At 47.1% G+C, this 20,819-nt stretch carries 15 protein-coding genes; 6 read left to right on the top strand and 9 right to left on the bottom strand.

From position 1 onward, the window contains the following. Positions 1-420: 420 nt before the first annotated feature. Both NQ559_RS04780 and NQ559_RS04775 read right to left on the bottom strand, forming a co-directional pair. The gene (locus tag NQ559_RS04780; protein ID WP_018696381.1) at positions 421-1,278 is read right to left on the bottom strand and encodes a BRO-N domain-containing protein; all 858 of its coding nucleotides are present in this window, start codon (positions 1,276-1,278) and stop codon (positions 421-423) included. Further along, entirely contained in the window at positions 1,275-2,171 is an 897-nt protein-coding gene (locus tag NQ559_RS04775; RefSeq protein WP_026318466.1) for a HEPN domain-containing protein, read from the bottom strand. Before NQ559_RS04775 ends, NQ559_RS04780 begins: the two co-directional genes overlap by 4 nt. A gap of 717 nt (positions 2,172-2,888) precedes the next feature. Between NQ559_RS04775 and NQ559_RS04770 the strand changes: the two genes are divergently transcribed. Together NQ559_RS04770 and NQ559_RS04765 are read left to right on the top strand one after the other, a co-directional pair. Then, positions 2,889-3,482 (top strand): hypothetical protein, encoded by a 594-nt coding sequence (locus NQ559_RS04770; RefSeq protein WP_018696379.1) that lies wholly within the window; start codon positions 2,889-2,891, stop codon positions 3,480-3,482. Positions 3,483-3,868: 386 nt separating this feature from the next. After that, a complete protein-coding gene (locus NQ559_RS04765) occupies positions 3,869-5,062 on the top strand; it encodes a hypothetical protein (RefSeq protein WP_154654045.1) in 1,194 nt (397 codons plus the stop codon). A gap of 59 nt (positions 5,063-5,121) precedes the next feature. On the opposite strand, the gene mobA is transcribed toward NQ559_RS04765, so the two are convergent. The 5 genes from mobA to NQ559_RS04740 all read right to left on the bottom strand — a co-directional run bounded on the left by mobA (position 5,122) and on the right by NQ559_RS04740 (position 13,554). After that, positions 5,122-5,544, bottom strand: coding sequence for a conjugal transfer protein MobA (gene mobA / locus NQ559_RS04760; protein WP_018696376.1), 423 nt, complete (start codon positions 5,542-5,544; stop codon positions 5,122-5,124). 1,224 nt (positions 5,545-6,768) lie between these two features. Continuing rightward, the gene (locus NQ559_RS04755; RefSeq protein ID WP_018696375.1) at positions 6,769-10,551 is read right to left on the bottom strand and encodes a hypothetical protein; all 3,783 of its coding nucleotides are present in this window, start codon (positions 10,549-10,551) and stop codon (positions 6,769-6,771) included. A gap of 7 nt (positions 10,552-10,558) precedes the next feature. Continuing rightward, complete coding sequence (locus NQ559_RS04750; protein ID WP_026318464.1) at positions 10,559-11,710, bottom strand: AAA family ATPase; 1,152 nt, start codon at positions 11,708-11,710, stop codon at positions 10,559-10,561. Positions 11,711-11,810: 100 nt separating this feature from the next. Further along, a complete protein-coding gene (locus NQ559_RS04745; protein WP_018696373.1) occupies positions 11,811-12,173 on the bottom strand; it encodes a virulence RhuM family protein in 363 nt (120 codons plus the stop codon). 22 nt (positions 12,174-12,195) lie between these two features. After that, the gene (locus tag NQ559_RS04740) at positions 12,196-13,554 is read right to left on the bottom strand and encodes a site-specific integrase (RefSeq protein WP_018696372.1); all 1,359 of its coding nucleotides are present in this window, start codon (positions 13,552-13,554) and stop codon (positions 12,196-12,198) included. Positions 13,555-13,969: 415 nt separating this feature from the next. Here NQ559_RS04740 and NQ559_RS04735 point away from each other — a divergent pair, with 415 nt between their 5' ends. The 4 genes from NQ559_RS04735 to NQ559_RS04720 all read left to right on the top strand — a co-directional run bounded on the left by NQ559_RS04735 (position 13,970) and on the right by NQ559_RS04720 (position 19,075). Next, entirely contained in the window at positions 13,970-14,953 is a 984-nt protein-coding gene (locus NQ559_RS04735) for a virulence RhuM family protein/type II toxin-antitoxin system death-on-curing family toxin (RefSeq protein ID WP_014775538.1), read from the top strand. 42 nt (positions 14,954-14,995) lie between these two features. Next, on the top strand, positions 14,996-16,243 hold the full coding sequence (locus tag NQ559_RS04730; protein WP_022044330.1) for a toxin-antitoxin system YwqK family antitoxin: 1,248 nt from the start codon (positions 14,996-14,998) through the stop codon (positions 16,241-16,243). A gap of 160 nt (positions 16,244-16,403) precedes the next feature. Beyond that, positions 16,404-17,957 carry a class I SAM-dependent DNA methyltransferase gene (locus NQ559_RS04725; protein ID WP_014775541.1) on the top strand — a complete coding sequence of 518 codons (1,554 nt, stop codon included), beginning with the start codon at positions 16,404-16,406 and terminating at the stop codon, positions 17,955-17,957. A 5-nt stretch (positions 17,958-17,962) separates the two neighbouring features. After that, positions 17,963-19,075 (top strand): restriction endonuclease subunit S, encoded by a 1,113-nt coding sequence (locus tag NQ559_RS04720; RefSeq protein ID WP_014775542.1) that lies wholly within the window; start codon positions 17,963-17,965, stop codon positions 19,073-19,075. Here NQ559_RS04720 and NQ559_RS04715 read toward each other — a convergent pair. Then, complete coding sequence (locus NQ559_RS04715; protein WP_244061964.1) at positions 19,072-19,653, bottom strand: restriction endonuclease subunit S; 582 nt, start codon at positions 19,651-19,653, stop codon at positions 19,072-19,074. The genes NQ559_RS04720 and NQ559_RS04715 overlap by 4 nt on opposite strands. Positions 19,654-19,655: 2 nt before the next feature. After that, positions 19,656-20,648 (bottom strand): site-specific tyrosine recombinase/integron integrase, encoded by a 993-nt coding sequence (xerA, locus tag NQ559_RS04710; protein WP_026318462.1) that lies wholly within the window; start codon positions 20,646-20,648, stop codon positions 19,656-19,658. Positions 20,649-20,819: the final 171 nt, after the last annotated feature.

The following is a 20,819-nucleotide window of genomic DNA, read 5'->3' as shown; positions in this document are numbered from 1 at the left end:
GATTTATCCGGGACGGTAAGGAGCTGCCGCTTCGGCTTCGGGAAGTAATGGATATTTGGGATTTTGCCGGTGACGGCAAATGCTATTGGGGCTATGATTGCAAGTATTTCGAGAAGTTGATGAGAAAGTAGCAGTACGCTCTCCTTTACTTTTGGGTAAGGGAGAGCGAATTGTATTTGGGTGGCTGTAAAATAATCGCTTCGACGGATTTTCGATATTTCAGGCTTATTCGTATCTTTAATGCAGTGGGGAATAATTGCTTGACTGCCGGCGATATGGGAAAATCATCGTGAAAAAAGGCAATGGATAAGTAAGACGTAAAGTGCGTTAGATCACTTCATTTTCACGATTTCAAACAACTCGTTATATCAACATTGCAAAAGTAATCCTTTTTAGGGAATCCGCAACATTATAACGAATTTATTTATCTTCTTCTGCCGCTTCGATTTGCTCGGCTTGCTTGGCCACTAAAACTTGTTTGGCATTGAGCCGCGAAACCACCTTTTTGCCGGTGCGTGCTTCGAGTGTCTTGCGGGCTGCCGCCGCAACTGAGCCGCCCTCGGCCGCGACTTTGCGGTTCTGGGCTGCCGTGCGGGGTTTCTTCTCTTTGGAAATCTCGGTCGTCGACGCCTCGGCAAGCATATTGAGCACCAATTCGAGGTTGGTCATGTTGTCGCGCAGGCTCTCTGTTTTCAGTCCTTTGTACTGTTTGTATTGGCGTGTCGTCATGCCCGACCAGCCCTGCGTGATGATGTCGGTCAGCGTCGCGTACTCCGCACCCTTTTTCACACCGCGGCGCTCCCATTCATCGGTCAGTTCCTTGCGCACCTCGATGGATTTCAAACGCTGGTTGATCCAATTCTCCGAATAGCCCTTGCGGTGGTAATACTCCAGCATGCGGTCAATGCCGATTTCGGGGTCGTCCATCTCCTCCATCCGCTCGCGGCCCAGCGAAGCCAGCCACAGCTTGAACGGCTCGGCTTTAGGCGAAGGAATGGATTGCACAAGCCGGAAAAGCTGCTCGGTGTCTGCGACATCGGTTTTGTAATATTTGCCGTCGACAGCAAGCATTTTCAGTTGACTACAATTTGTAGCCAACTCGCTGCCTTCTTTTTTAAGGCGTGTTTTCAATACGCTCCAATATTTGCGAGGATTGGGACTGTCGGTCAGGACGGCCACCACGTCGACGATGGAACAATACCACTTTTGGGTTTCGTCGTCCCACACGGTGCGCACCTTGCGCTGCTCGAAAAGCTGTATGGCTTGCTTCTGGGTCATGACTGTTTCTCGATTTGGCTCTCGTAATAGGCGATACGTTCGCGGCAGACCTTTTCCACGATGTCGCGGAGCCGCTCGACTTTGGGAATCAAAGCGTCGATGTCCGCTTTCGTAATCTCGAAGTCGGGATTGTAGCGCGATTCGATATAAGCGCGCTGCAACAGATCGAACAGCCGTTTCTCCTCCTCCGTGTCGCGCGGGAAAGCCTTGAAAATATCTGTCGTGTGTTTTTTCGCGGCATTCATCAACTCCGACAGGTCGTGGCTCTTGTGACCGTAGAGAATGAATGCCATTGGAATCGTCCGCAGAAAATTCTCGACAGACTGATGGAGATGGAACGATGCCATCCTACAATCTCCGTCTTCACAATAAAAGGTAACGCCTTTCAAAAATTGATTGGCCCGCCCGAACTTATCGCCGAAATACTTCTGCGCCCGATCGCGGATTTCGGTATAATCGAGCTTTCGCCGCCTCGCCAACTTGTACGCCCCCGAATCGAACAGCACCACTCCGTCCCGCTTGATTTCCGTCTCGAAGTAATGCGCTTTGGTAAGTGCGTAGTTAAAGTCCTCGATTCCGTAGTTGATGAATTGAGGATGCGTATGAAACGGTCGGTTCTTGTCCTCGAAAAAGCGGTCCTTGATTTTCTCGTACAACGAATATTCGACTGCTCCGATTGGCTTGCGCGTCAGAATCACGATGTCGTAATCGCTCATGTAGTAGGTCGGCGTCCCGAACTCGATGCGCTGGTCGTAGTCGACGTATTTGTTCTTGGCATAGCTGCCGAACAGCACGATCATTTCGACCTGCTTGATCTGCTCGCGGATAAGCGCGGTCAGTTGTTGCAAATCCTGTCTTTTGCGCGGCGGTAAAAATCGGGTGCTTCGTTTCATAACGACAAAATTATGAAAAAATCCGACAATGCGTTTTGCAAAACCCATAAAAACAGCTATATTTGCCTATCGTTCTGCAAATAGTCTGCAAAAGGTTTCCGACAGAGGCGGCAGGGGCCGCTTAAAAGAAACAATGCGGATTATGAAACGGACAATCGACGATTCGGCATAGCCGACGGACATAATTAAAGAGCAGCAACTCTTTATACCAAGTCAGAAAAATTAGGAACTTTTCGTAATCAAGGTATAAATGTTGCCAGCCCTTGTTTTTGTTCCGTCCGAAAGGACGGGACTTGCAAGGGCGCGGTACATTTCTGATTACAGGTTTCCTAATACCTTCTGACTGGAATGTTATCGCGTCCCTTGCTTTTTTTATGATCTTTCGGGGCGCAATCACCAACTACCAACCCAATGTTATGCGCCGCCGGTTTACAGCTACAAGACACCATACGGATTGCACCTGCCGAGGGATCTTCGGCCGGCGGAATCGGTATGTACCTTCGGTGCAAATGATTCCCGACCGGAACGCCCGCCGGAACGCCGTACATGAAGACCGGACACTCGGCCACGGCGGTGCGTTCCGCTTTTCATACCTGATTCCCACAACACATTTACCATACGGACGCAGGGCCGCCGAATTCTTCATAGTATATTCGAAAAAAAGCGTCACTTTTTGTGCCCTGCGTCCGTTTTTAACGCATTTTAATATCACAGACTATGCCTTTCGATCCTACACTTCCCCATCCGCTACCCGAAATCGACCCGCAGCTCTTCGCCGAACTGCTCGGCGAATCCGAGCGCTTCGTCGACCGATGCGACTACCGGGTCATGTCCGACGAACTGCCGACACGCTTCCTGGACTTCTGGCTCATGCCCGTCGGACGCACCGACGAAGAGACCGAACGATACCGGGAACTTTACAGGTCGGACGAGAAGGGCGTACTGCTGCAACTGCCGCTTCACCTTTTCAACTACGTCTACCACCAGCGCATCGACCCGACAAACGATTCTGCCGAAGCTGAAACGGATGCAACCGAGGATGTGAAAGCCGAAGCCTTGCATCGCTACGGCTCCGATCCCGAATTTCGGGCCGACATCAAGCTATTCATCAAGAGGCTGCATCAATTCCACGTACTGCTGCAATATATCCGCATCATGTACGAAACAGGCATGGTGCATCAGATGCACCGTTTCGATCTGTTCGATGTCGATGCTTACGAAGATGTGCTGACCTGTATCGCAGGGGATCTGACCGAAACGGCCATCAATATACTGGATCGGGTCGCTGAAGCGGAATGTTCGAAAACCTGAATGCGGAAAATATGCCGAAATCATTTTGTCAATCAAACAATGCCGAGGCTTCTGACGCGAACTTACATCCATCGCTCCCGTCAGAAGCAAGACCGCCTGACATCCCCGGCATTGTTTTTCTCAATCCATACGCCTTGCTTGCCCACCGCAGTTCCCGAAAAGGTCTGCATCTTCGAAATAAACAGCAGCAATCGCAAGGCTTTTCATACGCACGGCTCTCACCGCTTGTATCGAGCGGCCGGAAGCACGTGCGTCTTTTTTATTTAACGGTAACTTGATATTAACCTATGAAAATGCGTCGGGGATGGCCGGAAAATATGCCGGCTGAAAAAATCACGGAATTGCAACATATTCTCGGGTGTCTGCAAATGCAGATGCAATTCGAAATGGCAGTCCTATACGGTCGTTGTGCCGGAGGGGCGATGCAGAGCAAAATGGGAGGCTACGAACTGCTTCTCGTCACGCCGAACGATCCCGAATCGGACGGTTGGCGATTGGAGGAGTATCTGGAGGCCGAATATCCGGCCGAAGCCCGTGCCGAACCGATGATCCATATCGAAACGGTCAATATATACTACCTGAACAATATCAACACGACCAACTGGTTCTTCTGGAATATCCGGATGGAGGGAACGATCGTCTACGACTGCGGCAATGCGGTACACGGTTTTTTCAAAAGTGTCGTGTTCAAACATCTGCTCGCCTATCGGGCGGCACGACGTTCCTACGACTATTTCTTCACGAACGGCTGCCGGATGCTGGACGATGCCGAGCGGATGTGGGCGGAGAAGAAACGGCCGCAGGTCGCTTTCATGCTCTCTTATGCCGCCCTGTTTCTGCTGCGGGCCGAGGAGACGGTATTTTTCGGATACCTTATCCGCACAGGGAATATGCAGAAGATTTTCCGCCGGGCGCGGCATTTCTCCAAAGCGCTCGCCGAGGAGTTCGAATCGACGGACCGGTGCGATGCGGAATTTCTCGACAAACTCCACAATCTTCGTCATGCCCCGCGCAATCACGAAGATTTCAAACTGTCCGAATCCCGATACCGGTTCTATCTCGAACGCTTGCGCAAAATGCAGGCGATCGTTCGGGACTCCTGCCAACGGCATCTGTCTTATCTCGAACACAGCAATACGAAGAAACAATGGATGGATTTGAGCCATCTGGACGTTGAGTCGTCGGAACCCATACAGGAGAGTCCGGATTCCATTCCGATTCCGGAGCCGGCTCCAGCGACGACGCCGGATTCGATTCCGGCTCCAACGACGGATTCGACTTCAGCAGAAACAGAAACACATGCAGAACCCGAAGATGCGCAGAAAACGGAACCCACCCATCGGATAACCGTCGAGGTCGATCCGACGATCGCCGTCATTGCGCTTGGGCTTGCCAAAGGGAGTTTGCCGAGCTTGATCGAACAACTCGAAGCGCGCAGCGGGCTGCGCATGGATAGCGACCGGCGGCAGCAGATGATCGACACGCTGGACGCGATCTACGACCGCTGCATCGAAAAGGCCGATCTTCGGGAGGTCGTCGGTCTTTTCATGCGTCTGAAACGGGACGACATCTTATCATAAACGAAATATTTTGTCCTATTCATAGCATTCACCGGATAATTCACCGGATCGTAATCGGATTACCACCGCTGTTTGAACTCTTCCGACAGCGCGACGATCCGTGAGTTGATCTCGACGAGTTGCAGGGTCGCTTTTTCCAGCTTGCAGAGCAGCGACAATGCTTTTCGTTCGGAAAAGCGGATACGCAATTCTTTGACGACTTGATTGTAGTTGACTCCGATCGCCCGATATTGAGCGTGCAGTTGCGTCAGTTTGGCCACGTATTCCAGCGTTCCGCGGTCGGTTTTTATAACCCGAAAGACGTCGCCGAAGACTCGCGCTTTGATGAAAGCCGCCTTCGACAACAGCCCCGATCGTTCGTACATCGTCAGAAATCGGGCGTGTTCCACGGCGGAAAAGTTTACCGAGAAGCGGTAAATCGCCGGATTATCTTTCGCAGGGCGTCCTCCTTGACCCTTGCGGGGCGGGCTGGTTTTCTCCATAATTGAAGTTTTTAAGGTGAGGCCGTCGCCTCGCCGGTTGCTGAAAATTACGATTCGCTCGTGGCGGAGCCGCCTGTCGAAAAGCGCCGACTTCGGAGGTGCGTTCATCCCCTTGCGGGCAAGCTGTTTCCCGCTGCAAAAAACTTTTTGTGCAGCAGAAAACACAGCTTGCTATTTGCCTTTTGCAAATACGTTGGCTTGCGCCGTCGTTTTCTCGCCATGGCAGAGCCGTGCGAGCACGGCTCTGCTCATTTGGCTTATCGAAAACGTTCCGTCCGCTCGCCGGACGGACTATCGAACCGGCCGCCGTAAAAACGGGCAAGGCGGCTACCATCTACGTCGGAATCGTTACAACGGCAAAGATACCGACCGGTTCTGCCATTCGGTTCATCGAAGACAACGCCGCTTGCTGCCACTTCGACACCACAAGCGACAAAGGTATTTAGCTTTTCAATGCGATTGATTAGCTGACTGAATAGCTGAATGTTGAAATATGGGTTGTATGTTTGATTGAATAGATAAATACACAATCGACTGCACAAATAACCACGCGATCGCACGCACGCGTGTATGACCGATCAAACGTATGACTGTATGGTTAGCTGACTGAATAGTCATATGTTTGTTCATGCAACAGCATACGTATAGCGTACCGACAAACAATATTCCTGCTCTATTTATGCCAAGTGGAAGGGTGGAGGATTTCTGTTATTTCATATTGAAACTGGCCGATCGGACAGAGAATCGCCGACGAAGCGTTAAGATGCTTATGCCGTAGCGGAGCCGGTATGGATGGAATCTGTTTCGGTAGCTTAAAAGGTTCGGGGTTAGCTCATGACAAGATTTTTGCGGAAAATACGCTTCGCCCGAAAGGCGCAAGGAAGATTTTCCGCAAAACCGCACGGCGGCCCGATCTTGCACGAGCGTGAAGCCCGAGAATACATTTGCTACTGCAACAGATTCATCCGCTATGTCCCGGCCCACATAGGATTTAGAAATCCGAGGAGAAGATTAGAGAATGAGGAGCGCAGAAAAAATATTGTACGGCGATTGGAATTTTCACAGTTGCCGTACCCGAGTAGAATGAAGCAACACAAGATCGTATGGCAATAACGTCTTTTGCTGCCACATCGAAGCCAATTGTATGCCGGGCCAAATGACGAGTTGCTTCAGTAAACATCCTATTTGAGAATCTGGAAATCAAAGGTGTTCAGTAATGAAATTTCAAAATTCCATTTTCTCAATCTTCGTCCGTTTATCCTCTTTGATCGACATCTCTTGGTATTCGGCACTCAAATTATCGAATATTCCGGCAATGACCGGATATGAGAATCTAACCTTGTCTGCATATCGTTTGTATTTCATGGACTCCATTTTCTCTAAATTCCCGCCTTCTCCTGCTGGTCGAACAGTTACCCCTCGTTTATTGAATGTTCTCGTCCTAAAACCGCTATTTACATTCGGGTTATTTAGATCCTCAATGATCTCGCAAATAGCCTTCGGAGGGTATTCCTCTATTTCAGGGTAATTGGCAAGCAATTCTCCTATGGTAGTATCGATAGGTCCCATTTTATGGGCTTTTTCACCCAATTCCCGCAATTCCTGAATATATTTTTTCAAATTGTCTTCGTCTATAGTACACGCTTGATCGACGCACGGGGTTCGTCGCAGGTCCCATAACAAGTCGAATGCAAGCCGAGCGTAGATTTGCTCTTCATTCTGTTTGACCTTTTTCAATTCGATCTCTCGTTCAACCGGATCAGAAGAGAGATACATAAAATTCAAGATATCCATCAAACTACGGGGATGAGACATAAGTTCGTCGATCAATCGAATGTCTGAAGAATGGCCATAGTGCTTTAATAAGTTATAAAAAATGAATTCTAAGAAAAATAGCTTCTCCATATCGACATCCGTCCTTTTATCTAAGGCGATAATAATCTTTGCTAATTCATATTGGTATCCGATACCGCGAGCCGGAGGATAAGATACTATGCCCAAGATTGTATCTACAATAAATTGGGATGGAATCGATTGGGATTTCAAAGAATGATATATGATATGTATGGATCGATCAAACCGATGTATGCCATTCAATTTGTTAATCAGGAAAATATTGGCTTCCGACGTTTCACCGAGACCAGTCGGTACATGTTTCCAATAATACGATTTCGTATCTTCGGGAAGTGATTCGACATATTGCCATACCGTCTTCGATGCAGGTATGGAAGTCAGGGCTTCTCGAATGCCATCCTCAAAATCGCAGAACTCTAAGGACTTGATTTTATCAATAAACTTTTGGGAACCGAAACGATTCGCATAGCCACAGAAGAACCCTTTTGTAAACTGGCACAAAGAATCCGAAGCCGATTTGACTATATTCGCTATTTCTCGGAAATCGTTTTGCCGACATATGTGTGCATATGTTTCACCGACAATTAGTGGGCATTCGACCAATTGAACAAATTCGTAGATCCCGGCTATCCCATGAATGTCATAAATTTCCCGAAGCGCATTGCTTCGGATTTTTAGCTCTTCTCTATAAATTTGCGGAAAATCATAATTTTTTCGATCTATTTCCAGAGATTCCAAATAGTGGTCTTTGAAGATCCATCGATATTTCTGGATAGGGTCTTTTGCCTCGATATCTTGTAACAGACATTCCCATTCACTTATTTCTTTCGGGCTTAAAGCCCATTGGGTATCGGAATATAACTTGTGGCGGTATATCGTATGGCGTATTTGATTCGTTATCGCATAGCTGCCAACAAAATGGGCTTTTTTTTCTCGGATATGGTTGAATAATAATATCCGGTTGGCCTCTCCAATGGATATTTGGTCGGCAATATCGAGCATCTCGCAAACTTGCTCATCGGACAAATCGCAAATATCGGTCATCAGTCGGCAGATGTGATTGATCGCGGTAATCAAGTCGTTCGGCGTTGCTTTAGGCCTCTCTTGTCCGAATCTTCGCCAACGCATAGGATATGTGGAGCATGATGTACTCCTGTCAAAACGATCGACAAGAGCCTTACATAATTTGAATGTCTGTTTGGAATATTTCTTCGACAAACTGGTTAATATTTCAAGTCTCTGTTCAAGTATTGCATACGTTTGGGGATACCAAACTGTATATGTCATCTGTAATGAATTGATAGGCTTGTCTGTCGTATTTAAATTATTCTCTATGGAAGACAATTCCATGATAATCCGACTGACAAGCAGTAGTAGATCAGGCTCCCATGAAAGCATAGTTAGCGATCGGAGAATTTCTGTATAATTTTCTCCCGAACCGAAAATATCGATTGTGTCGCTTTTGGGTACAAATAACCTTCTTACAATGGAATCATTTTTTGCCAGGTCATTTTTTATATAATCGACATAGCAGCGAGGTGCAGCTTCTGCGATTAAATGCAACACACGTTTATTGGAATACCACCATTCTATGGTGGAATGGTCGAGAATATTTCGAATCAAAGAGTCGATCCATATTTTTCCATGTGTTGGAGTTTGTAATGTCGTGTTTTCACTGATTAAAGAGATCAATATCGCACTTTGAAATATTCCTTCCTTTAGCCATCCGGAGTAAGATTGTTTATTTTCCCTAAATCGAAATGATGTCGAAACAAGTTTCTCGGCCGCATCTGGATCATTATCCGCAGCTATTTGGTTGAGTGCATCTGCGTAATTACAGAAATCAGTAGCTGAAATATAATTGCAGGCATACAAAAAAACGTCGTATGGAGATATAATTCTCCAAGCACCATCTACGGTAACCAATGGAGAGTCGTTGCTGTTGAGCCATCGTTGTAGCTTGACCGAATATTTATCATATGGTTCGCCTGCCAATTTGGCGATCACTTCCTTATCTCCTTCACTTCTGTCATGCCACCGCCCGATAAGTATCGCAGGAATCAACTCTCGGATATTTTCGGGTTTTGCCCATTCGGGACATGTAAAGTCGAATTTTAATCTTCTTCTCAGAATCGTTATATTACGAACGGTTTCTTTGGATAATTGGTCTGCGTATTCGCCTTGTATGCCACTCGCTTTTAATGCGGCAATGAATTTTTCGCGATCAATTTCCGGCAGGGAGATCAGTTCATTTACTTTCGGAACCTCGGCTATACTGGTTACGTAAATGATTCGATGTCCCTTCTGCGTGGCATAGATATGATTTTTATTGCCGACATTTGCGATAAAGATCAAATTATCATATTCCTCAATCAAACGCTCCAAAATATCTTCATCCTCGACAATGAGGCATTTATCTTTGAGATCTGTCGCTTGTGGATGACGCAGCATGCATGCGACAGCGAAAGCCAACGATTCTTCCTGAGACATGGACTGAATGATGGATACGGACGGTTGTTGCAGGATTTGATATATTTTCTCCTGTTCTGTTTCCCGTCCGCCAAGAAGTATATCCGGTGTTAAGTTTATTTCCGGCCCCGTTGCCCACTTATTCCAAAAAGTATCGATCGTACGAACTTTATTAAAAGGTTGACGGTGGAGATGTTCGGTAAACCATAAGGCAACAGCGGGGCAGAACGACAACCAGTCTTCCAATTCGACGGCCGTTAAAACAACGATCTTTTTCCAGACATGCGTACTGTTTTTTTCTTGTGCCCACTTTCCTGCTCCATCCCAGATGCGAGGAGTTACGAAAACAAAGGTCGCAGACCGTTTCTCAAAACCTAAAGAGTCTTTCGTCCTTTTGTCATAATCTTCGTTGGCCTTGTTTTTTGTGTTTGCATTTGTTCCGCATTCCCATAAAGACAATCCGGATTCGATGTTATAAATGTCTTCTGATGATTCAAGAATCCCATCCCATCCTGTTAGGTGCACGGCATCTCCTGACGGAAATCGGATTTGAGTTATATTCGATGTCGTTGCCCGAATTAGTCGAGTAACCAGCTCCGGTAAAACGCTTTGAGCATCCCGTCTATCTGCCCATTGTTTGATATCTGTCGAGTTGATCCACTTCATATCTAAAATCATGGTCATTTTTAGCTCACAACGAATTTTGTTCGCCGTATAGCCGATTTATCCACATGGCAAAAAGTTTGTCCGTCACGGAAAATACCTTGTTGATTTCGGTTATGAAGTCCTTTTCGAGCAGTTTCTTCATTGCCGACTGAACGGAACTCGCCGACGCCAAACTATGTCGCTTGATAAACGCTGCCGAGGTAATCCGTTCCGCTTCGCTCTCTTTGGCAATGGCATAGAGCAACTCTTTCTGCTTTTCAGGGATGTTCGACAGAATTTCGCGGAAAATCGTATCGTTCGAGGCAATCATGTTGTCGATTGCCGCGCGGAGGGTTTCGAGCATACACTCCTCGCCTTCGGGAGTGTCGGCGAATGCCTCGTTGAACGTTTTCTGAACGTAGTAGGTATGCCCCTTGAACAGATTGTAAACTCGTTTTACATCGTCGGACGCAATCCGTCTGTTCCGTTTCTCGAAATGGCCAACGATGAATGGAATATATATTTCTGGAGTAATCGCCTTCAGCTCCAGCATATCCGCACTATGGTAAAACGGACGTGCCGCCGACGTGAACATCTCCTGCATCATGTGGCGCTCGCTGCCGGCGAAGATGAAGTTGCAGTTGCGCAACTTTTGAATATGGGTTCGCAACTGTGCTTCGATATTCTTCTCGGGATATTTGGCGATTTGCTGGAACTCGTCGATCGCTACGATGCACGGCTTATCCGCATGGGCAAGGTATTGGAAAATTTCATCCAGCGTATATTCAGGACGGTCGATGTCACCCAGCTCCACGTTGAAAGTCGGCATGCCCGTAATAGGGTCGAATCCGAATTTGCCACTGATGGACTTGATAGTCTGGATAAACAGGCCGGCCATCTTGCGACTGCGCGGCAGAAGGGTTTCGTATATTTCACGTCCCAGCAAATAGGTAAATTCCCGCAGGCTCGACGTATGCAGGATATCTATGAAGAACGTATAGTATTCATCAGCTATTTCGGGTTTGTCGTAGCAAAACCGAATCAGTCCCGTTTTGCCCATACGGCGCGGAGAGATGATTACCATGTTGTTTCCGTTCGTAATGGATTTGACGAGCCTTGCCGATTCCGTAATGCGATCGCAGAAATATTCAGAGGCTATTTTTCCCGTTACGATGAAGGGATTCATTGCTTTTGCCATACAGTTGTTCTTTTTGCAAAGATAATTATTCATCATAAATTATGCAAATAGAATAATCTGTGATTTATTAAGCCGATAGAGCTGCTTTTTTATCTGAAGTTCAGTTTAGTCTGGTGTTGTTCGTCGGCATCATCCACACGACCTCGGGCGTGGTCGCCCGCTCTATGATCCATCGTCTGAAAACCGAGGCCTCTCGCGAATCGAGCCGAAAAGCCAATGCCGCAATCATTTCGAGCGAGTAAATCTCGACGGAGCTGCCGTCTTTGTAGCGTTTCATACGGCAAGCTGCGTCTTCGCACAGAACGCCGCTATTGCGGATAGAGCGGATATTGGCTCCGACGGCCGATACGAAGACCCCGAATAAGTCGGCGATCTGGTGCTGCGTCAGCCATACGCCGCCGCTCGTCGGACGAATGGTCACTCGGTCGTTTTCGATGGTTATGGGTTTCGTAGTCATCTTCATGTTTTTTAGCGTTGAAATATAGTTAATTATTCGTTCTTCTGCAACTGCGGCGTATGGGGCGTACCGGTTTCCCGGTCGGCTGTTCGTCGCAAAGTTCGAGCGGACGGCTGCTCATGTCGCTTTTCAAGCGGCGCATGTCCTCCTCCACCTTCCTGTCGGTCACGTGGGCGTAGATTTGCGTGGTGACGATGCGCTTGTGCCCCATCATGCGGCTGACCGTTTCGATCGGCACGCCCAGCGACAGCGTAATGTGCGTTCCGAAGTTGTGCCGCGCCATGTGAAAGGTCAGCTTGCGGTCGATGCCGCAGAGGGCGGCGATCGCTTTCAAGGCAGCGTTAATCGCGCTGTTGCAGTACATCGGCAGCAGCTTGTCGTCCGGCGCGAGGCCGTCGTACTTGTCCAGAATCCGAACCGGCAGGTCGAGCAGCAGTATCTCGAACCCGACGCCGGTCTTCTCGCGGGTCGCACGGATGCGCATTCCGCCCTCCGCGGTACGTTCCAAATTGGCAGTCGTCAAACGGCTCATATCCACATAGGCGATGCCCGTATAGCAGGAGAAGAGAAACAGGTCGCGGACAAGACGCAGGCTCGGCGACGGAAGCGGCGTAGTCATCAACCGATGCAGCTCCTCGCGGGTCAGGTATCGCTGCTGGCGACGCGGACGCTGCGGTTCGTATTCGGCGAACGGGTCGGACGTGACGATTCCCGAGGCGACGGCCTTGCCGATGACCGTTTTCAATCGGGACATGAGCAGAACGATCGTAGACGGAGCCAAACGCTGCTCCGAACGCAGATACAGATCGAATCGTTCGATCAACGACCTGTCTAAAGCCCCGAACGGCAAATCCGTCAGATTGAACTTCGCCGACAAAAAGCGGGACAGGTGTTTAAAAGTATTCTTGTAGCACGCTGCGGACTTCGCAGAGCGATCGACCCCGACATGCTTCTCGAAGCGCTCGATAAACCGTCTGAAATAACCCAGCAGCGCCTCCTGCCCCGATGCCATACCCAGTAGCCGGCATTTGACCTCCTCGGCTGTTACCCGTTCACGAGCAGCCGACAGCTCGCGGCAGATGCCGATAGCCGAGGCGCGCAACTCATCCAGCCGGCGGTTGATTCCGATAGCCGCAGCGCTTTTGCCCTTCATGCGTCCCGACGTCCACAATGACCACGGTGCCGTGAGCTTCGTGCCGAAGACGCACGTCGAGCCTCCCACGGCAAGACGAGCCATTACGGGGCAATGCCCCGCGGCGCCCGATTCGTTCACTTTCGTGCACCTTTTCTCGCCTCGGCAAAGTGCGAACGAGTTCGCCTCTGCCCTCGGCTTACCGAAAACGTTCTTTTTAAGGTAGAACGAGACCTTTACTTCCTCCTGTTTCATAACCCTGATACCTGTTTGCAAAATTAACTGATATAGAGCTATTTGAAACCATGAAAAATGCAGCCGAATATAGAAACAAAACCCTCATTCGGTGCTTCGTCCCCGTCTTTTTACTCCCGAACCGAAAAAAAGCTACTTTTGTAATCGGGATGCGAGGAGAATCGACGGCGCAGCGATGCAGTGATAGAATCAGGCAGCAGACGGTCGGCGAAACGGGCGTTATCCGACCCTTGAAAAGGGCAACGGATAAGTAGCTTTCAGTCGTTCCATGTTCGGATTCCGGACTCTTTTTCGGGGTTAACCCGTCTGCGAAGCCTATAGCCGAATAAAGCTGCCAAATTCTGACTTACAACACGTTAACAATATTTGCCTTACCGTTGCACTGCTCTCGGATTTTCTTCGTATCTTTGTTTCTATGGACAGAGGGGAGATTATCATTTACCAGACGGCAGACGGCGAGACCCGCTTGGACGTTCGCATGGAGAACGACAGCGTGTGGCTGACGCAGGCGCAGATTGCGCATTTGTTCGGAGTTGACAGAACGGTTATTGTCAGACATGTCAACAACATTTATAAGTCGTCCGAATTGGAGCGGGACGTAACATGTGCAAAAATTGCACATGTTCAGCATGAGGGGCAACGGCAAGTGCGACGTATGATTCCATTTTATAACCTCGATATGATTCTATCGGTGGGCTATCGCGTCAATTCCAAAAATGCCACTCAATTTCGTATCTGGGCAAATAAGGTCTTGAAAGAGTATCTAATAAAAGGCTATGCAGTCAATAGCCAGTCCAAGGCCGAGCAGTTGGAGGAGCTGAAACAAACCGTTCATCTGCTCTCGAACGTGTTGTCGGCAAAGGATGTTACGAAATCCGAGGCAATCGGGTTGCTGCGCGTGATTACGGACTATACTTACGGTCTCGATACGCTCGACCGCTACGATTATCAGCAGTTGGAAGTGTCGGCTACTACGACCGAGGAGCCGTTTCATGCGACCTATGAAAATGCGATGGAGGCGTTACAGGTGTTACGCGACAAGTTCGGAGGCAGCGAGCTGTTCGCCCACGAGAAGGACGAGTCGTTCAAAAGCACGATGGGCGCAATTTACCAGACTTTCGGCGGGCGGGACCTCTATCCGAGCGTTGAGGAGAAGGCGGCTAATCTGCTCTATCTGACGGTTAAAAACCATTCGTTCAGCGACGGTAACAAGCGTATCGCCGCTTTCCTGTTCCTTTGGTTCTTGGAAAACAATCGGATTCTTTACCGTGCTGACGGTTCGCGCCTTTTGGATAACAATACACTGGTCGCCCTGACGCTGATGATTGCCGAGAGCCGCACGGAGGAAAAAGACGTGATGACGAAGGTTGTGGTGAATCTGATCAATAAGAACAATTGACACGATAACAGCGTGTCGGATATCGGAAAAGTGATGAAACCTATGAAGCCTAGTCATTTTATGAACCGAGTTTTATTGTTTGTATTGTTGCTAGTGGTAGGCAAAGGTGCTTTGTCGCAGGAGCGGATAGATACACTCTACTATAGCCGTTCGGGGATGACGGTGCGAAATCCGGTTTTTGCCGATTATTATCGACTGGCGCTTTATCCTGCGGATGCGGCGGGGCTCAAAATGTTCAAGGATTTTTATATTTCGGGAGAATTGCGGAGAGAAGGGCGTTTTCAGACAATCGATACGCTTGATGATCGCCGGACGGTGTTTGACGGAGATGTTGTTTCCTATTTCAAGAATGGTCGCATGTCGGAAAAATCATATTATTCGGAAGGATTGTTGGAAGGCGAATATCGGCAATACGACGAGAATGGAACGTTGAAAACACGTGCGTCGTATGCCGGCGGCGAATTGTCCGGGATGTACGAGGCATACAACGGAGACGGCTCCTGCCGAATGGTGGAATATCGTGCAGGGCTGCCGGTTCATGATTATTATTTGCTGGCGGACGGCAGCGGGAACACGCTTAAATTCCGCATTGCGGACGACATGCCGGTATGGGAATCTCCGGTCATAACGGAGCGTTCGGTCGATTATCGGGACGGTGTGCCCTGGGAGGTCTATTTCAAAAACGGATTGACGATCGCCTTGACGGATGCCATCGTCCGGGATTACGGCAAGTGGCACCGGGTCGATCTGATTATCTCCAATAATTCATTGACGCCGGTCGAATTCAATCCGGAGACCGATATGACGGCCTATTCCGTAGACGAACACGATGTCGCCACCGATCTGCAGGTCTGGTCTTGCGATAGCTATCTGAAGAAAGTGAACCGATCGCAGACCTGGGCCGCTGTTTTGATGGGCGTCAGCGAAGGAATGGCTTCTGCCGGCGCAGGGTATTCGACCTCCACGACGACCGGTTACAGCAGCTACGGCGGTTATTCGTCTTATACGACTACGACTTATAATCCCTCTGCAGCCTATCAGGCCAACATGGCCTCACAGCAGCGGATCGCTGATTTCGGTCAGGCCTTGCAGGACGAACAACAGGTCAAAAAGCTGGGATATTTGAAGAAAAACACGATATATCCCGGAGAATCCGTATCCGGATTTGTTCATGTAGCATGGATTAAAGGGGAGCGTGTTGTGTTCATTATCCGGATTGAAGGTGCCGAATACATTTATGAGTGGGGATTTGACAAGAAAAATGCGTTTTTATTGAATAAGAACAACTAAGCTGTATCATTTTTTCTAAAATTTAGTTGAGGAAATAATATCCGCAAGGTCCTGCAAATCGCTATGTGAGCCTTGCGGATATTGTTTTTAAGGTTTATTCCTTTGCGGGAAAGCGAAAAAATGGGAAGATTTTGTACCTTTACCTAAAATATTCTATACAATGGCAGCGATGAATACAGCCGACATCGGCTTTGAAAAGGAAATATGGAAGGCGGCGGATAAGATGCGCGGAAATATTGATGCATCGGAATATAAATCCGTTGTATTGGGACTTATTTTCCTGAAATACATCTCGGACAAATTCGAAGCTAAATATCAACAGCTTGTTGCCGAAGGAGAGGGCTTTGAGGAAGACAAGGATGAGTATTTGAGTAATAAAAATGAGAAGGGTAGTTATGATCCGGTTTTCTATGTCCCTGCGGAAGCCCGTTGGGAAGCTATTGCCATCCATGCACACTCTCCTGAAATTGGAACGATCATCGACAATGCGATGCGGGCAATTGAGAAGGAGAATAAGCGTCTGAAAGATATTCTTCCGAAAAACTTTGCGCGTCCCGAGCTCGACAAACGCCGCTTGGGTGAAGTTGTCGATTTGTTTACAAATATTCGGATGCATGAGCACGGCGATTCGAAGGATATTTTGGGTCGTGCTTACGAATATTGTCTTTCGAAGTTTGCTGAGGCCGAAGGAAAATTGGCAGGTGAATTTTATACTCCGGCTTGTATCGTTAAGACGTTGGTGAACGTATTACAACCTTATAAAGGTCGTGTTTACGATCCTTGCTGCGGTTCGGGTGGTATGTTTGTACAGTCTGCACAATTCATCGAGAACCACTCTGGAAATATCAATAATATATCAGTCTATGGTCAGGATTCCAATCCTACGACATGGAAAATGGCGCAGATGAACTTGGCGATTCGCGGTATCGAGGCCGATCTCGGGCGATATAATGCGGATACCTTTTTCAATGATTGCCATCCGACTCTGAAGGCCGATTTCGTGATGGCCAATCCTCCGTTCAATCTGAGCGATTGGGGGGCGGATAAGCTGGCGGATGATGTGCGTTGGAAATACGGTACACCGCCCAATGGCAATGCCAACTTTGCGTGGATTCAGCATATCATCCACCACCTTGCCCCGACGGGACGTGCGGGCGTTGTGCTGGCCAACGGCTCGCTGTCGAGCCAGAGTGGCGGTGAGGGCGAGATTCGGCGTAAATTGGTAGAGGCTGATTTGGTGGATTGTGTTATCGCTATGCCGCCGCAGTTGTTCTATACTACACAAATTCCCGTGTCGATTTGGTTTTTCAATAAAAACAAGCAACAAAAGGGCAAAACGCTCTTTATCGATGCTCGCAACTTAGGTACAATGGTAACGCGCAAACTGCGCGAATTGACCGATAGTGACACGGTCGATCCGATAAAGCGCGGCGATATTCAGCGCATTGCCGACACCTATAATGCCTATGTTGCTGGAAAATTGGAGAATGAAAAAGGATTTTGTGCGGTTACCTCTGTCGCAGAAATTGCCAAGCAGGATTTTATTCTCACGCCCGGTCGCTATGTGGGCATTGCTGCGCAAGAGGAGGACACCGAACCGTTTGAGGAGAAAATGACACGCTTGACGGGCGAGCTTTCTGGACTATTTGAAAAGTCGCACGAGCTGGAGGCAGAGATCAAAAAACAGTTAGGTAGTATTGGGTATAAATTGTAGCAAATATGGGCTTAATTCTTAATGACTTAAAAAATGCATGTGAATTAGAACATGTATGTGACTATGTAAATAATCGCACAACGAGTAGTATGAATTATATCTCTACGGAAAATATGTTACCCAATAAAGGTGGTATAAGTGAATCTACAATAATACCGCCTGGAACCACAACTGAATATAAAATCGGAGATATTTTGATCTCTAATATTCGGCCATATTTCCAAAAAATATGGTGTGCTGATAGGTGCGGTGGGTGCTCTGCGGATGTTTTGTGTATTCGTGCAAAAGAAAATACAGATAGCAAATATTTATACTATCTGTTGAGCCAGCAAGCGTTTTTCGATTACGTAATGTCGGGAGCAAAAGGGTGTAAAATGCCTCGAGGGGACAAAAAACAGATTATGCAATGGCCTGTAAATATCCCCGCAATAGATGTGCAGAAAAAAGTTGTAGCTATATTATCTTCTCTCGATAATAAGATCAGACTCAATCGACGGATAAATGATAATTTAGAGGAGCAGGCCAAAGCGTTGTTTAAGTCGTGGTTTGTGGATTTCGATCGAAACGAATGGGTTCACTGTGAATTAGGAGATATCACACTTATTACTGCTGGAGGTGATAGGCCTTCAAAATATACTAATAAAAAGACTATTGAGTGTCATGTTCCTATATATTCTAATGGAATAGATAATGAAGGATTATATGGTTATACAAATGTTGCAAAAATTCACGAGGAAAGTATAACTATTTCTGCAAGAGGAACTATAGGTTATGTCTGTTTGAGATTAGAACCATATGTTCCTATTGTCCGGCTAATTTCAATAATCCCTAATAAAAAAGAGTTGTCTGCAAAATATTTATACTTGTGGGCATTAACTCAGAATATTACAGGAACGGGGACGACTCAGCAACAATTGACTGTTCCGATTTTCAGAAAAACTCCAATATCAATACCCTCTGACACTAAATTGAAGCAATTTAACTCTATTGCTGATCCTTTATTTAGTCAAATTGAATCTAATAAAAAAGAAAACATAAAATTATCCACTCTCCGTGATACCCTTCTACCCAAACTCATGTCCGGCGAGCTCTCCGTCGAGGAGGTTTCCTTCGATTAGCTTGCTAAATTATCATTTATACGCTTATTGGTCTCTATTTTTTCGTCAATTGAAGAAAGAATAGAGACTATTTTTTGTTGAGTTTTAATATCAGGAATTGATATATCTTGTTCCTGAATAAAACTGTTGAAATCTAAATTCTTAATGCCGGTTGTGCCATTCTCATAGGGGAACATAGCATCTTTATTGTACAGATAAAGCCAGTAATTAAAAAGATATTCAGGTTGGATGCCCGTTGCTGTGATGGCTTTACAGAAGTTAGAACATATCAAAGGCTTACTATATCGGGATAATATTTTATCGGATATTAGCGCAATGCGCCCCGTTGACTGCGTTGGACTCCCGCCGGATATTTCAATTATTAAATTATTAGCAGATAAAATCTTTGATGTCGCTTTTTTATTATGGATAAAACGTTGTGGCATTTTGCCGACATTGCCTTTGCAAAGTTCGGGAATGTCAGCCCCTCTCACACATAATACTTCTGTTGTATAGTTCTCTGTGGGGGAGCCTTTGCCCCAATCACCACTTTTGACTTCTGATATTATATCCTTTATTTTGCAGGTTACTCGTGTCATACCTAATTTATATATTTCCGATGTGAGATTTTGACATTGCTTTGATTAACCATTGCATAGTGCATTGTGGTGTCGATCTTGACGTGTCCCAATAGCTTCTGCACCTGTTCGATCGGCATTCCTTTGTCGATGGCCATTGTGGCAAGTGTCCGGCGGAATTTATGCGGATGAACTTTGTGAATCGAAACTTTGCGACCGAGTTGGCGGAGGCGCAACTCCACTCCGCTAATTTTAAGTCGATTATGTGGCTTGGCGATGGATACGAAGAGTGCCGGATTGTCATCTGTCCGGCTTTCGAGGTATTGTTTCAGATGAATTTTTGTGCGGGCGTTGAAATAGACTTCTCGTTCTTTGTTGCCTTTGCCGAAAACGACGCATTCGCGTTCGTGAAAGTCTATATCTTCTCGATTAATTTTTACCAGTTCGCCGACGCGGATGCCGGTAGACGATAGCATATCTACGATTGCCAGATCTCGTATATGGGTGCAGTTGTCACGCAAAATTTCGAGATTTTCATCGGATAGCACCTCTTTAATTAAGGAGCCGGTTTTAACTTTATGGATGCGTCTCACCGGGCTTTTAAGAATATAATCTTCGTCTTCGAGCCATGCGAAAAAGCTTGAGAAAATTCTGCGGATATTGTCTATGGTAACTTTTGACGATTGGTTATTCGATTGGTATGATGCAAGATAACATCGTAGATCGGTCGTTGTTATATCGACGATATTCTTGTCGATCTGCCGTAACATATATTCAATAGTCGAAGCATAATATTTTAATGTTTTCTCAGAGCATCCCTCGACGCGTTTGGCTGATATAAATAGCGTTTGCAGTTGAGAATTAGCCTTGACTCGCGCTTCGCTATCCGGAAGCTTTTCTGCGATGACAATATTTTGCAATGTGCGATTCAGCACGTTACATAAGATGCTCATTTGATCTGCCGTAATGACGGTACGCATCGCGGTTTTAATTTCGTCAATTAGTTTTTCTTTCATGGCTGCGTTTGTATTATTGAAATTGATAAAGTTACGCAGTCCATTGAAATACACACAAAGATAACCGATAAATGATAATTTAGAGGAGCAGGCCAAAGCGCTGTTTAATCATTACTTTATTCAAAATACAGAGAATTTAGGAGAATGGCAAGACGGGGTTTTGACTGACAT

It is taken from the genome of Alistipes onderdonkii (assembly GCF_025145285.1).
Classification (GTDB): domain Bacteria; phylum Bacteroidota; class Bacteroidia; order Bacteroidales; family Rikenellaceae; genus Alistipes; species Alistipes onderdonkii.
The sequence above is the reverse complement of the archived record's forward strand: the minus strand, read 5'-3'. Positions and strand labels throughout refer to the sequence as shown.